Source organism: Curtobacterium sp. ZW137 (assembly GCF_003762905.1).
In the GTDB taxonomy this organism is placed as follows: domain Bacteria; phylum Actinomycetota; class Actinomycetes; order Actinomycetales; family Microbacteriaceae; genus Curtobacterium.
Map to the genome: position 1 here is coordinate 576492 of NZ_RJKS01000002.1, position 13174 is coordinate 589665.

The 13174-nt window shown below is 70.8% G+C and carries 13 protein-coding genes; 3 read left to right on the top strand and 10 right to left on the bottom strand.

Annotation, left to right across the window (positions count from 1 at the left end; all coding sequences use genetic code 11):
* Nucleotides 1-73 precede the first annotated feature (73 nt).
* The 6 genes from EDF55_RS07935 to EDF55_RS07960 all read right to left on the bottom strand — a co-directional run bounded on the left by EDF55_RS07935 (nucleotide 74) and on the right by EDF55_RS07960 (nucleotide 4652).
* On the bottom strand, nucleotides 74-670 hold the full coding sequence (locus EDF55_RS07935) for a contact-dependent growth inhibition system immunity protein (RefSeq protein ID WP_123654348.1): 597 nt from the start codon (nucleotides 668-670) through the stop codon (nucleotides 74-76).
* Nucleotides 671-707: 37 nt separating this feature from the next.
* Nucleotides 708-1031, bottom strand: a complete 324-nt coding sequence (locus EDF55_RS07940) for a contact-dependent growth inhibition system immunity protein (RefSeq protein WP_123654349.1) — start codon at nucleotides 1029-1031, stop codon at nucleotides 708-710.
* A 243-nt stretch (nucleotides 1032-1274) separates the two neighbouring features.
* Entirely contained in the window at nucleotides 1275-1598 is a 324-nt protein-coding gene (locus EDF55_RS07945) for a contact-dependent growth inhibition system immunity protein (protein ID WP_123654350.1), read from the bottom strand.
* Nucleotides 1595-3388 (bottom strand): RNase A-like domain-containing protein, encoded by a 1794-nt coding sequence (locus EDF55_RS07950; protein WP_123654351.1) that lies wholly within the window; start codon nucleotides 3386-3388, stop codon nucleotides 1595-1597. Before EDF55_RS07950 ends, EDF55_RS07945 begins: the two co-directional genes overlap by 4 nt.
* Nucleotides 3385-3774, bottom strand: a complete 390-nt coding sequence (locus EDF55_RS07955; RefSeq protein WP_123654352.1) for a DUF6507 family protein — start codon at nucleotides 3772-3774, stop codon at nucleotides 3385-3387. The genes EDF55_RS07950 and EDF55_RS07955 overlap by 4 nt, the downstream gene beginning before the upstream one ends.
* Nucleotides 3771-4652, bottom strand: coding sequence for a DUF6177 family protein (locus tag EDF55_RS07960; protein ID WP_123654353.1), 882 nt, complete (start codon nucleotides 4650-4652; stop codon nucleotides 3771-3773). Before EDF55_RS07960 ends, EDF55_RS07955 begins: the two co-directional genes overlap by 4 nt.
* A gap of 70 nt (nucleotides 4653-4722) precedes the next feature.
* Between EDF55_RS07960 and pgm the strand changes: the two genes are divergently transcribed.
* On the top strand, nucleotides 4723-6342 hold the full coding sequence (gene pgm, locus EDF55_RS07965) for a phosphoglucomutase (alpha-D-glucose-1,6-bisphosphate-dependent) (protein WP_123654354.1): 1620 nt from the start codon (nucleotides 4723-4725) through the stop codon (nucleotides 6340-6342).
* A gap of 24 nt (nucleotides 6343-6366) precedes the next feature.
* Here pgm and EDF55_RS07970 read toward each other — a convergent pair whose 3' ends face one another.
* Nucleotides 6367-7644: a glycoside hydrolase family 125 protein gene (locus tag EDF55_RS07970; protein WP_123654355.1), complete on the bottom strand. Its 1278-nt coding sequence runs from the start codon at nucleotides 7642-7644 to the stop codon at nucleotides 6367-6369.
* A gap of 46 nt (nucleotides 7645-7690) precedes the next feature.
* Entirely contained in the window at nucleotides 7691-8452 is a 762-nt protein-coding gene (locus tag EDF55_RS07975) for an alpha/beta hydrolase (RefSeq protein ID WP_123654356.1), read from the bottom strand.
* Between the two features lie 147 nt (nucleotides 8453-8599).
* Between EDF55_RS07975 and EDF55_RS07980 the strand changes: the two genes are divergently transcribed.
* Both EDF55_RS07980 and EDF55_RS07985 read left to right on the top strand, forming a co-directional pair.
* The gene (locus EDF55_RS07980; protein ID WP_123654357.1) at nucleotides 8600-11065 is read left to right on the top strand and encodes an MDR family MFS transporter; all 2466 of its coding nucleotides are present in this window, start codon (nucleotides 8600-8602) and stop codon (nucleotides 11063-11065) included.
* 202 nt (nucleotides 11066-11267) lie between these two features.
* On the top strand, nucleotides 11268-11552 hold the full coding sequence (locus tag EDF55_RS07985; protein WP_123654358.1) for a GNAT family N-acetyltransferase: 285 nt from the start codon (nucleotides 11268-11270) through the stop codon (nucleotides 11550-11552).
* A 9-nt stretch (nucleotides 11553-11561) separates the two neighbouring features.
* Here the strand turns inward: EDF55_RS07985 and EDF55_RS07990 are convergent, their stop codons facing one another.
* Nucleotides 11562-11891 carry a hypothetical protein gene (locus EDF55_RS07990; RefSeq protein ID WP_123654359.1) on the bottom strand — a complete coding sequence of 110 codons (330 nt, stop codon included), beginning with the start codon at nucleotides 11889-11891 and terminating at the stop codon, nucleotides 11562-11564.
* A gap of 191 nt (nucleotides 11892-12082) precedes the next feature.
* Complete coding sequence (locus EDF55_RS07995) at nucleotides 12083-13132, bottom strand: biotin/lipoate A/B protein ligase family protein (RefSeq protein ID WP_123654360.1); 1050 nt, start codon at nucleotides 13130-13132, stop codon at nucleotides 12083-12085.
* Nucleotides 13133-13174 lie beyond the last annotated feature (42 nt).

Here is a 13174-nt window from a genome sequence, read left to right on the forward strand (position 1 = left end):
CTGCTTCTCCCGAAAGGACGGGATCGTCGCGAACTTCCTGCGTCCACCGTTCACTCGGTACTGGTCCTGGTCCTCAGACGCCGGCGAGCCCAGTCTCGACACGCTGCGCGACCTGACGGAGCCACTCGCGATCGTCGAGACCTTCCTCGGCCGGCACGTAGTTGCAGTCGAGCTCCACGAGTCGCCCGCCCAGTGCCGCCGCGTCGGGCAGGACCTCGTCCAGGTCACGGACGTCACCGAGCAGCGCACGCTGGTCGTCGTCGGAGCTGATCGCCAGGTAGTGCTCCAGGGCATCGGCAGCCCCGTAGGGTGCGTCGGCCCAGTCCTGGTGGAAGTAGGCGCCGACGAAGTCGTCGAAGGCGTCGAAGTTCGTCGCGGTGATGCTCGCGACCGCGGGGTAGGCCGTCAGCACCGTGTACCCGGCGGGACGGTCCGGTGCCGCGGTGAGCACCACCCGGACGGCGTCCAGGTCCTGGACCTCGCCGAACGGCATGCCGCGCCCGGTCACACCGCCGGGGACCGCGTAGACGCGGAGCGGCTTCGGGCAGTCATCGGCGACCCAGGTACGGATCCGCAGGTGGTTGGCGTCCAGGGCGTGTGCGACGATCCGGTTCGCGTCGTCGGTCCCGCCGGTGAACACCGAGGTCCCGGTCCTGACGGCATGGGGCATCACGTACTCCTCTTTCGTGCTGGTCGTGGGACGTCGATCATCCGCGCTCCAGACGCGCAACGAGCGCGTCCAACCACTGCTTCGGCGTCATCCCGAGGTCCAACATCGGCGACAGCCCCGTTCCGACGTACCGCATGTATCCCTTGACGGAATCGTCCTCACCGAGCTCTTGCTGGAGGAGCTTCGCCTCTTCCAAGTACACGTCGCGTTCGCGACCCTCAAGCTGGTCGATGGTCGATGCGTACACCGATTCCACGTCGGGATGGTCGAGATCCCAGTCTTGGTTGAACTCCGCTGCCAGCAAGTTGCGGACGCTGGGCGAACGCTCGACGAGCGCACGGTACTTCTCGATTCCACTCATTCAGGCGCAACTCTCGGGTGGGCGGTGAGGACGAAGTACGGCGGATTGCGGGACGGATCGTAACGAAGGACGGCCCGGACCACGGTCGTGTTACGCATCGGTGGCACTCCCTCCGGCTCGCAATCGCTGCCAACTCCGCGTCGAGCTCCGCGACCCTGTGCTCCACGGGCAGCGTGTAGACGCTCTTCGGTGTCTGCCCGTCCTTCCGCGAGCGGATCCCTCGGAGAGGGAGTTCATCGTTGCTCACGTCGACTCACCGATCCTGCGGGTCAGGGAACTCGGCCACTCGGCGAGAGGCACGCCGAGATGCACACTCGGAGCGAGCCCAGACCCGACGAAGTTCAGGAAGGCCTGTACCTCAGCTTCGGTCGTCAGCTCCCGCTCGAGGACCTGCGCCTCACGCAGGTACACGGCGCGCGCTTCGGGATCGAGATCGTCGAGAACGGATGCGTAAGCGGCTTCAGCATCCTCGAAGTCGAGGTCCCAATCGTAGTTGAACACTGCCCCGAGCAAGTTGCGCAGGTGCGGGATCTCGGCGACGACCGCGCGCCGTTCTGAGTCGTTCACTGGTCCAACGTCGCCTTCGGGTAGGTCGTGATCACTCGGTAGGGCGGTTCCGCAGTCGGGTCCCACCGCAGCACGACGCGGACCACCGTGTCGTCGTGCATGGGCGGCGTGCGTCCCGGGGCATAGCCCCGACCGACTACCCGGTCCGAAGGCCAGTCAAAGCCCTCGGTCCGTGTCGGTTTGTCGGCGACCTGATTGGCGTGGATCCATTCCTGGACCGCTTCGTGGTTGAAGTCAAGCGTGTTCGCGACCAGTTTGTCGACCTCGGACGTCTGCACGGTGAACACGCTGTTCGCGCTCTTGCCGCCGTTCCGCGAGCGGATCCAGTCGTCGAGCTCCTGCCCGTGCAGGTCCGGCCGGACGTGCCGCTCGAGGGTGTGGCCGCCCGCCGCCTCCGCGGCAGCCAACCCGCCCCCGTCGGTGAACGGCTGTGACTCGATGCCGTGCGGCAGCGAGGCCTCGTCATGCGGCCGCAGCAGGTCCGGGTGCTCGTCCGCGAACTGCGCCATCTCGCCGCGCAGCATCTGGTCGAAGGAGCCGTCACCCTTCCCGATCCCCGGCGTGAAGTCGTCGCTCCCGGTGTAGTCGCGGTAGGTCCGGTCGACCAGGTCGTGCAGTGCGTCGACGCTCTCCTTCGACGCACCGTGCTCCACCCAGGACCGGACGTCCCGGCTCAGCCCGTGCAGCCCGAGCTTCGACAGCCCCTCCGCCAGCTCCGTCGCCTTCGCGGTGTCCTTCGCGAGGCCGCCGGGCCCGCCCAGACCGAGCCCGAGCCCCATCGCGGCAGCTCCCGCAGCCGCGCCCGGGTGTTCCTGCGCCTCGGTCCACCAGTCGCCGAGCGCCTGCCCGGCGGCGTCGTGCGCCTTCGCCGCGTCGCCCTTCGGGTCGAGCGCGGCGTCGACCCACGCGTAGGGCGAGAGGAACAGCCCGAGTGTGGCCGCACCGTCGGCGAAGCCGCCCCACGTCGAGCCGAGGGTGTCGGTCGACCAGGCTCCCTGGTTGTCGAAGCCGAGCATGTGGATGCCGCTCTCGAGCGACTGCAGCAGCTCGTCCGTCGCGCCTTCGGAGAACTGTTCACCGCAGGTCTTGCCGTCTGCCGTGCCGGGTGTGCTCCACGGCAGGTCGACGCCGCGGGTGTTGAGGTCGTTCTCCGACGGAGCGACGTAGGCGCCCTCGAGGCTCGCTCCCGATGCCGTCTTGATCGCGGTCGCGCAGTCCGCCTGGGCCTGCTCGAGGAGCGCGACCTGCGCGTTGATCCGCCGGATGATGTCGTCGTTCTCGTTCCGGGTGACGATGTCCTCGTACCAGGGCACGGTGGTCTTCTCCGGGGGCGCGTCGGTCCGGGTCGCACCGTACGCGTTCCACGAGCCGTCCACCTGCGGCGCGGTCGTGGTCGAGTAGGGCGACGTCGCCTTCGGGACGCCGTGCTGCACCCGCGCGACGAACGCCGCCGCTTCGACGCGCAGGTCGTCGAGCTGCTGCTTCGGCCCCGCAGCGCTGGAGGCGTAGGTGTCGAGCGCCTTCGCGACGCCGCGTGCTGCCTTGCCGATCGCGTGGGTGTCGTCGGCGACGGGGTCCATCAGCGCGAGGGCCTGCCCCGACTCGGGTGCCTCGTAGACGCCGGCGAGCGCCTTCCACTTCGTCGGGATGTCGTCGGCGACGGTGCGCATCGACTCACCGCCGCCCGAGATCGTCGTCGCGGCGGCCGACACGGTCGCCAGGTCGAGTTCCGATCCGGGGATGCCGTCGGGGTCGACGAGGCCGTGGTCGCCGATCGCGACGCCGCTCACCGGCCGGCTCCGGGAACGGCCGTCGCGCCGTCCGCCCCGGCGGTCCGGACGAACAGGGAGACGTCGTGGGTCTCGTGCGCCGTGATGCCGGCGCGCTGGGATGCCGCCGCCATCTCGAGGTCGCCGCGGACGTAGGCGTCGACCGCCCCGTGGACGCCCTGGACTCCGCCGATGAGCCGGAACGTGACCTGGTCCACGTCGTCGCTGACCTGGTCGACGAAGGCCCCGAGCGCTTCGTTCACGACCGCACCGGCACCGCCGGACGCGTCGGCGACCCCCGTCTGCACGGACTGCAGCGCGGCCGCCGTGCCGTCGAGCGACGTCTGCATGCCGTCGAGCACCGACCGCACCCCGGCCGGGTCGATCTTCCAGCTCCCCGAAGTCATCGAACCTCCCCCGTTCGGATGCCATCGTCCCGTGCGGACGGGGTCCGGTGCAACCCGCTCCCACGGACGCCGCGTGCCAGTTCCGCTGCGGCCCGCCATCGATCCGGCTCGTCGCCGGCGAACCAGAACACGAGGCCCGGCGTCCGGGGCGAGCCGACGGGTCGCCCGCCGAGGTCCTCCGCCCGCCCCGCCAGGCCGCGAGCCCGCACGGCGCGGGCGCCGGCGAAGACCGCGAGCGGGGTCGTCGGTCCGCGGAGGACGGGGTCGGTGACCCCGTCGAGCCGTCCGCGGCTGGTGGAGAACAGTCCGGACTGCGGATGGCGACCGAGACTGACGGACTGGAGGCCCGCCTCCAGTCCGTGCCGCACCGTGCGTCGGTCATCGGTCGCCACCACGACGCGGAGGGTCTCGAAGACCGTCCGCGGTCCGCGTTCGACGACGAGGAGACCGCCGACGGTGCCGTCGGCACTGCCGACGACGACGGTGGTGGGTGCCGGTGAGCGCCGCTCCGCGTGCGCCGTCAGCTCCGACGGCGACCACGGCTCGGCGGACTCGTGCGGGGCGAACGTGACGGTGCGACCGAACGCCTCCAGGAACCGGGCGGGTGTCGCGCCGAGCACCAGTCGCCCCGACGGCGCGTGCTCGATCGTCAGGTCCACGTGCAACAGGTCCCCGACCGGTGCGTCCGGTCGTCCCGGTTCCCCGGACGGCCGCCAGCGGTACCCGTGCTCGGCGAGCAGGTGCAGCGCCGCCCAGGACAGCACCGCGCCGGGCGCCGTCTCGACGACACGCGTCCGCTCTCGGGCGACCCGCCCGAACAGCGCGGCGTCCGCGCGCACGACCTGCCCCATGTTCCCCCCGACCGCGATGCCACCCATCGCCCGACCCAGCGTACGCACGGGCGGTCACCCTCGAACGCCCCGGAGGTGCTGGTGCCAGGATGGGGGCATGAACGACCGCGCCGGAACACCAGCGACCGCAGACGACCTCGTCGACCTCGACGCCCTCATCGCCGCGTACTACGAGCGGGTCCCGGACGTCTCCGTCCCGGAGCAGAAGGTGGTGTTCGGCACGTCCGGGCACCGCGGGTCCTCGCTGGACTCCGCCTTCAACGACACGCACATCGCCGCCATCACGCAGGCGATCGTGGAGTACCGCCAGTCGCAGGGCACCGACGGCCCGCTGTTCATCGGCCGCGACACGCACGCACTGTCCGGCCCCGCCGAGCGCACCGCGCTCGAGGTGCTGGCCGCCAACGACGTGCACGTCCTCGCCGACAGCGACAACGGCTACGTCCCCACCCCGGCGCTCAGCCACGCGATCATCCGCTACAACCGCGCCGGCAACCCGGACACCGCGGACGGCATCGTGATCACGCCGAGCCACAACCCGCCGCGCGACGGCGGCTTCAAGTACAACCCGCCGCACGGTGGCCCCGCCGACAGCGACGCGACGTCGTGGATCGCGAACCGGGCGAACGCGATCATCGAGGGCGGCAACGCCGAGGTCAAGCGCACCGAGCACGCCACCCCGGACCGCTACGACTTCCTGCACACCTACGTCGCGGACCTCGAGAACATCATCGACATCGCCGCGATCAAGCAGGCCGGCGTGAAGATCGGCGCCGACCCGCTCGGTGGCGCGTCCCTGCCGTACTGGAACCTGATCCGCGACCACTACGGTCTCGACCTCACGGTCGTGAACCCGGACGTCGACCCGACCTGGTCGTTCATGACGCTCGACTGGGACGGCAAGATCCGGATGGACCCGTCGAGCCCGTCGGCGATGGCCTCCGTCCTGGCGCACAAGGACGACTACGACGTCCTCACCGGCAACGACGCCGACTCCGACCGGCACGGCATCGTCACGCCCGACGGCGGCCTGATGAACCCGAACCACTACCTCGCCGTCGCGATCGAGTACCTCTACGCCCACCGTCCCGCGTGGCGCGACGACGCGGCGATCGGCAAGACCCTGGTGTCCTCGAGCATCATCGACCGCGTCGCGGAGTCCCTCGGCCGTCGGCTGTGGGAGGTCCCGGTCGGCTTCAAGTGGTTCGTGCCCGGCCTGATCGACGGCTCCGTGGCCTTCGGCGGCGAAGAGTCGGCCGGTGCGTCGTTCCTCCGCACCGACGGCACCGCGTGGACGACCGACAAGGACGGCATCATCCTTGCGCTCCTGGCGTCCGAGATCGTCGCGGTCACCGGCAAGACCCCGTCGCAGCTCTACAACGAGCTGACCGAGCGCTTCGGCGCCCCGGTGTACCAGCGCGTGGACGCGGCGGCCTCGAAGGAGCAGAAGGCGCGCCTGTCGAAGCTCGACGGTGACGCGATCACCGCGGAGACCCTGGCGGGCGACCCGATCACCGCGAAGCTCTCGAAGGCCCCCGGCAACGACGCTGCGGTCGGCGGTGTCAAGGTCGTCACGGACAAGGCCTGGTTCGCCGCCCGTCCGTCCGGCACCGAGGACGTCTACAAGATCTACGCGGAGAGCTTCGTGTCGCAGGAGCACCTGGAGCAGGTGCAGCGCGAGGCGAAGGAGATCGTGGACGCGGCCCTCGGCGCCTGACGCGGTGCCGCTCGGCGGCGGGGGCTAGTCCTCCGCCGCCACCAGCGCCAGTTCGCAGAACATCGCGTCCGCCCACGAGAACCACGGGCGGGAGAAGCGCGTCGGGTCGTCGACGTCGAACGACTCGTGCATGTCCCCGGTCCCGGCGTCCGTCGCGACGAGCACGTCGAGGACCTCGCGCCGCCGTGCCGCCGATCCGGACACGAGCCCGTCCACGGCGAGCGCGATCGGCCACACCCGACCCGGCAGGGTGTGCGGACTGCCGATGCCCGCGGCGGCCGAGCCGGCGAACCAGAACGGGTTCGCCGGTGAGCGCACGAACTCCCGCGTCACCGTCCACACCGCGGGGTCGAGCACCGTCGGCGCCGAGAGCGGCAGGGACAGCAGCGACGGGGTGTTCGCGTCGTCCATGAGCAGCACACCGCCGAGCCCGTCGACCTCGTACGCGTAGACGTCGGCACCGGACGGGCCCGGAACGACGCCGTGCCGGGCGACCCCGTCGAGGATCGTCGTCCGCAGGGCGTCGGCGTCGGCAGCGAGCGCGCCGTCGTCCCAGACCTCCCGCGCGATCGCCGCGACGGCGAGCAGCGCCTCGGCGGCGAACAGGTTCGCGGGCACGTTGTACCCGTACGTGCAGGCATCGTCGGACGGCCGGAACCCGCTCCACGTCATGCCCGTGACCGCGACGGGTGTCCCGCGGCCGTCCCGGGCGAGCGTCTCGGTGGCCACCGCACCCGGCCGGACGAAGCGGTACGCGGACCGGTCGTGGTCGGTCTCGAGCCGCCACTGGTCGACGATCGTCCGGAACGCCCGGTGGGCCGTCGCGTCGAGGACGTCGACACGACCGGTCGACCGCCAGAGCGCGTGGGCGAACGTCACCGGGTACCCGAGGCTGTCCACCTCGTACTTCTGCTCCCACACGAGCGGGTCGGCGTTCAGGTCGTCCGGGTCGTAGTGCGCCCCGTTCGGCTCCCGGTTGAAGGAGTTCGCGTACGGGTCGTGGTCGATGAGCCGGAACTGCCGGCGGACCACGGCCCAGAGCAGGTCGGCGAGCGCCGGGCTCGCCGCCGTCAGCCGCAGGTACGGGGCCATCTGCGTGGTCGAGTCGCGGAGCCACATCGCCGGGATGTCGCCGGTGATGACGAAGGCACCGTCGTCGTCGAGTGAGATCGTCTCCCGCAGCGTCCGTCCGAGGGCCCGCTCCACGCGGTCACCGATGTCCGTCCCGAGCGTCGCCCGGACGCGGTCGGCCGCGCTCCGCAGGGTGGTCAGGACATGGTCGTCGAGGTGCGTCGTCGTCACGGCACCCACGGTAGCCACCGGTGGTCCCGTGGTGGGCACGCACCGGTCAGGAGGCTTGGGTCACCTCGTCGGTCAGCACGCGCTGGTCGTGCAGCCAGTTCTCGCAGAGGCGCGTCCACTGGGACGTGTGCGGCTCCCGCACGGCGGTGCCCAGGCCGTGGCGGCCGTGCGGGAAGACGTGCACCTCGACGGGCACCTCGTTCCGGACGAGCGCGTCCGCGTACGCGAGGGTGTTCGTCGCCCGCGTGACCCGGTCGTCCGCGGTCGTCCAGACGAACGTCGGCGGTGTCCGGGCATCCACCCGGGTCTCCATCGAGAGCTCGCGGCGCTCCCGCCAGCTCGGGGCGTCGCCGAGCAGTCCGGCGACCGGCCGTTCCCGCGTCGGGTGCTCCATGGTGATGACGGGGTAGTTGAGGACGCAGAAGTCGGGCCGGTCGAGCGTCGGGTCGTCGATGCCGTTCGCCAGGCACGCGGCGAGGTGGCCCCCGGCGCTCGACCCGACCACGCCGATCCGCCCGGTGTCGATCAGGAGCCCGGTGTCCTCCGCCGCCTGCCCGGAGCGCAGCCACGTGAAGACCGCGCGGGTCGCGTCGATCGGCGCCGGGTGCAGCGGCCCGACGGTCGCCGGCGTGCGGAGCGGGTAGCGGAACAGGACGGCGTGCACGCCGACGCTCGCGAACCACTCCGCCATCGGCTCCGAGCTCGGCCGCCCGTGCTCCTCGTAGCCCCCGCCCGGCAGGACGATCACCGCTGGACGTGAACCACTCCGGGAGGTCGGGCGTAGCGTGATCCCGTCGGGCGTGCTCATGACCGCGACCCTACTGTTCCTCGACGGATCGCTGCCGATCCACACAGGAAGCCGCACCGGCGCGGACCAACGCCTTGCGGCAGATGTAACTTTGCAGACAGCGCAAAATTCTTCACCATTGCGCTCCGGCACCGGGAGACCCTGCACATGACCCAGACGGCGACCGCACCCGCGGGACCGACCACGGCGTCCAACGTCGTGATGAACCACCGACAGATCCTGTTGGTGATCTACGGCCTGATGGCCGGCATGTTCCTCGGCGCCCTCGACCAGACCATCGTCGGCACCGCGATCCGCACCATCGGTGACGACCTGCACGGCCTCGACCAGCAGGCCTGGGTCACCACGGCGTACCTGATCGCCTCGACGATCACCACGCCGATCTACGGCAAGCTCTCCGACATCTTCGGCCGTCGCCCGCTGTTCCTCACCGCGATCGGCATCTTCATCATCGGGTCGTTCGCCGCGTCGTTCTCGACCTCGATGCTGATGCTCGCCGGGTTCCGCGCGCTCCAGGGCCTCGGCGCCGGTGGTCTGATGTCCCTGCCGCTGGCGATCATGGGCGACATGCTCGCACCGCGCGAGCGCGCCAAGTACCAGGGCTACTTCCTCGCCGTGTTCGGCATCTCCTCCGTCATCGGGCCGCTCGTCGGCGGGCTCTTCGCCGGCGCGGACCAGATCCTCTTCGTCGCCGGCTGGCGCTGGGTCTTCCTGATCAACGTCCCGATCGGCATCATCGCCCTCGGCATGGTCCTGACCTTCCTGCACCTGCCGAAGTTCGGCGACCGCGGGAAGCCGCGGATCGACTGGTGGGGCGCGACGCTCGTCATCGTCACCCTGGTGCCGCTCCTGCTCATCGCCGAGCAGGGCCGCACGTGGGGCTGGTCCTCCCCCGGAGCGATCGCCTGCTACGTGATCGGCGCGCTCGGGCTCCTCGGGTTCGTCATCGTCGAGCGGGCGATGGGCGACGACGCGATCCTGCCGCTGAAGCTCTTCGGGTCGCGCGTGTTCTCGATGTCCGCGATCCTGTCGGTGCTCGTCGGCTTCGGGATGTTCGGCGCGATGCTGACGATCCCGCTGTACCTGCAGATCGTGAAGGGCGTCACGCCGACCGAGTCCGGGTTCGCGATGCTCCCGATGGTCCTCGGCCTGATGATCTCCTCGATCGCCTCGGGTCAGATCATCGCCAGGACCGGCAACTACCAGGTCTTCCCGATCACCGGCACGGCGTTCACCGCCATCGGCTTCACGGTCCTGACCTTCTTGACCGCCGACCGGCCGCTGTGGTTCCTGATGCTCGGCATGTTCGGCATCGGCCTCGGGCTCGGGCAGCTCATGCAGACGCTCACCCTGGCCGCGCAGAACTCGGTGTCCCCGCGGGACATCGGCGTCGCGACCTCTGCGGCGACCTTCTTCCGCCAGATCGGCGGCACGATGGGCACCGCGGTCCTCCTCTCGGTGCTCTTCACCCTGATGCCGACGAACATCACGACGGCGATGCAGAACAAGTCCGACCTCTCCAGCGCGCTGAACGCCGCACTCACCCCCTCGGTCGCGAACGCGGCCGACAACAAGGGCGTGATGGACCAGATCTGGGACAAGATCGTCGACCCGGTGAAGAAGAACGTCCAGGACGGCCTCGACAAGGGCGCGGTCCAGGCGAAGGAGGCGGCCGACGCCGCCGTGACGAAGCAGGTCACCGCCGCCGTGCAGCAGCAGGTCGCCGCCGGCACCGTCCCCGCTGCCGCCGCGCAGTCCGTCATCACCGAGCAGGTCGCGGCCGCGAAGCCGGCGGCCGAGCAGCAGGCACTCGAGACCGCGGCGTCCAAGGCGAACGCCGAGGTCGTCGACGGCACGCTCCAGGTCGACTACTCGAACGCGTCCCAGCGTTCGAACGTCGTCGACGAGGTGACGCCGACGCTCATCAAGCAGCTCAAGAGCGGTGACTCCGCGGCCAGCTCGTCCTCGAGCTCCGCGACGAGCGACACGTCGTTCCTCAACGGTGCGGACAAGCGCCTCACCCGCCCGTTCCTCGTCGGGTTCAGCAGCTCGGCCGTCACCGTGTACTACGTCGGCCTCGCCGTGATCCTGATCGCCTTCGTGCTGACCTGGTTCTTCCGGGTGCCGCCGCTGCGCAAGACCTCGGCGCTCCAGGAGCAGGCCGACACCGCACGTGCAGCTGCTGCCGGCGGGAACGACGACGACGACCGGGACCGCCTGACCGTCGACGCGCAGGGCGCCGCAGCACGGTCGGGTTCGCTCGTGTCGCCGGACACCGGGTCCATGCACGTGGTCCCGACCTCCCCGGACGTGCCGGCGCAGCCCCGCTCGGCCCGGTCCACGGGGACGCCCGACGTGTCCGTGCTGCCGGAGGACGTCGCGGGTGACACCCGTGCGCCGCTGCCGGACGCCCCGACGCACGGTGCGCACTCGGCGGCTGCGCCGATCGACGAGCCCCCGACGTCGACCGGTGCCATCCGGACCCGGCGCGCCGCACACGCCGCTGCCCTGGAGGCGGACGCCCCCGCTGCCCCAGCCGGTGCTGCGGAGCCGAGCGGAGCCTCCCGGCTGGACGAGGGCGACCACCCGCACGGCCGCCACTCCGCGGAGTAGCGCGCCCGCGGTCCGCGCGCCCGCGCGCCCGCACGCCCGCACGCCCGCACGGCCGGGCCTACCGACGCGGAACGACGAAGTCGCTGTCGTACGACAGCGACTTCGTCGTTCCGCAGCGCGTGCACCCGTCGCGCACGCGGGACAGCGACGCCCACGCGGCCCCTCCACCGCGCTTCCGGGAACCGCGGGTACGGTCGTCCGCATGGCACTCGAGGTCCGGAACGACACCGAACAGCAGCAGTACTCCCTCGTCGACGACGGCGAGGTGATCGGCTTCGCCGCGTACGAGACCGACGACGACGAGATCCGCTTCGTGCACACCGAGGTGGACCCGGCACACCGCGGCGGTGGGCACGCCTCGATCCTCGTGCAGCAGGCGCTCGACGACGTCCGCGCAGGGTCCACACTCCGCGTCGTGCCCCAGTGCAGCTACGTCGCCGCGTGGATCGAGCGGCACCCGGACTACCAGGAGCTCACGACGCGCTGACGTCGCCGCTCAGTACGAGCGGTCGTGCGTGCCCGCACGGGCGTCGTGCCGGCCGCCACCCCGCACCGCCGGCACCTTGATGAGCACACTCCCGCTGAGCAGGTCGTGGTCGTCGTCGGCGGGCGTCGGCGCTTCCCGCGGGAGGCGCGACTGCCGTTCGTACTCGGCCTGCGTCTCGTGGCGGGTCGGGGCGAAGACCTCGTCCATCATCGAGATGACACCGCCGGATCCCCCGCTGCTGGTCGACTTGTTCGACAGGTCGATCCACCCCAGGCGATCGGCGATCCACGTCACGACGACCGCAGCGGCCACCGCCCCCAGGAGGATCAACCAGTTCACGCAAGCGAGGCTACGTGGCGCTCCGGGTCGCCGGATCAGCCGCGCGGGTGATTCTCATGATCCACATGTGTGGTTCATGGGGAGGACACCCACACTGGTTCCGCGGCGGTCGGGGTACCCCCCTCCCCCGGCCGCCGACCAACGCTTGCCGGTACCACAGAACCGCCGACGGCCCCCGGCCGCCGAGCGACTCACGGGACCCGCTCGAGCCACTCCCTCGTGGCGAACTTCGACGCGACGAGCTCCTGCGCTCGCGCCCGCTCCGCGTCCGTGACGTGCCCCGGCGTCGCGCCGTAGCGCTTCGTGAACGTGCCGATCAGCGACTCGATGATCGCCGCGCGGGACAACCCGGTCTGCGACCGCAGCGGGTCGACGCGCTTCGCCGCCGAGGTGGTCCCCTTGTCGCTCATCTTCTCGCGGCCGATCCGCAGGACCTCGACCATCTTCGCGCCGTCCATGTCGTAGCTCATGGTGGCGTGGTGGAGCAGCGCTCCGGTGCCGAGGCGCTTCTGTGCGGCGCCGCCGATCTTGCCCTTGGTCGAGGTGATGTCGTTGAGCGGCTGGTAGTACGCGTCGATGCCGAGGGACTTCAGCGCCTCGATCACCCACTCGTCGAGGTACGCGTACGAGTCCGCGAACGTCATGCCCTGCACGAGGTCCGTCGGCACGTACAGCGAGTAGGAGATGATCGCGCCGGCGTCCATGAACATCGCGCCGCCGCCGGAGATCCGCCGGACGACCTCGACGCCGTACTTCGCAGCGCCCTCCGGGTCGACCTCGTTCTTGAGGGACTGGAACGACCCGATGACGACCGCGGGCTGGTCCCACTCCCAGATGCGCAGGGTCGGCCCGCGGCGGCCGGCGCCGACCTCTTCCGTGAGGACCTGGTCGAGCGCGAGGTGCTCGTTGGGGCTGATCGGTCCCTCGTGGATGATCTGCCAGTCGTAGTCGTTCCAGGCCGATGCACGCGACAGGGCACGGCGGACGGCGACCCCGACGGACTCGGGCGTGAAGCCGAGCAGCACGGCGTCCTGCGGCAGTGCGGCGCGGACGGCAGCGGCGACCCCGGCGGCGTCCGTGGTGGCGGGCAGGCCGTTCACGGCGGCGTCGATCAGCGGGAGCGCGTCGTCCGGTTCGAGGAAGAAGTCACCCGCCAGCCGGAACTCCTGGATGGTGTCGTCGACCACTTCGAGGTCGACGACGACGAGCTTGCCACCTGGGACCTTGTACTCACCGTGCACGGTCCGAGCCTACGCCGCGACGGACGGGAGGCTCGTGGCGGC

What these genes read in the sequence shown, in the direction of transcription:
- EDF55_RS07960 (WP_123654353.1), bottom strand. Translation starts at nt 4,652, where the DNA reads ATGGGTGGCATCGCGGTCGGGGGGAACATGGGGCAGGTCGTGCGCGCG.
- EDF55_RS07935 (WP_123654348.1), bottom strand. Translation starts at nt 670, where the DNA reads ATGCCCCATGCCGTCAGGACCGGGACCTCGGTGTTCACCGGCGGGACC.
- EDF55_RS07940 (WP_123654349.1), bottom strand. Translation starts at nt 1,031, where the DNA reads ATGAGTGGAATCGAGAAGTACCGTGCGCTCGTCGAGCGTTCGCCCAGC.
- EDF55_RS07955 (WP_123654352.1), bottom strand. Translation starts at nt 3,774, where the DNA reads ATGACTTCGGGGAGCTGGAAGATCGACCCGGCCGGGGTGCGGTCGGTG.
- EDF55_RS07980 (WP_123654357.1), top strand. Translation starts at nt 8,600, where the DNA reads ATGACCCAGACGGCGACCGCACCCGCGGGACCGACCACGGCGTCCAAC.
- pgm (WP_123654354.1), top strand. Translation starts at nt 4,723, where the DNA reads ATGAACGACCGCGCCGGAACACCAGCGACCGCAGACGACCTCGTCGAC.
- EDF55_RS07985 (WP_123654358.1), top strand. Translation starts at nt 11,268, where the DNA reads ATGGCACTCGAGGTCCGGAACGACACCGAACAGCAGCAGTACTCCCTC.
- EDF55_RS07975 (WP_123654356.1), bottom strand. Translation starts at nt 8,452, where the DNA reads ATGAGCACGCCCGACGGGATCACGCTACGCCCGACCTCCCGGAGTGGT.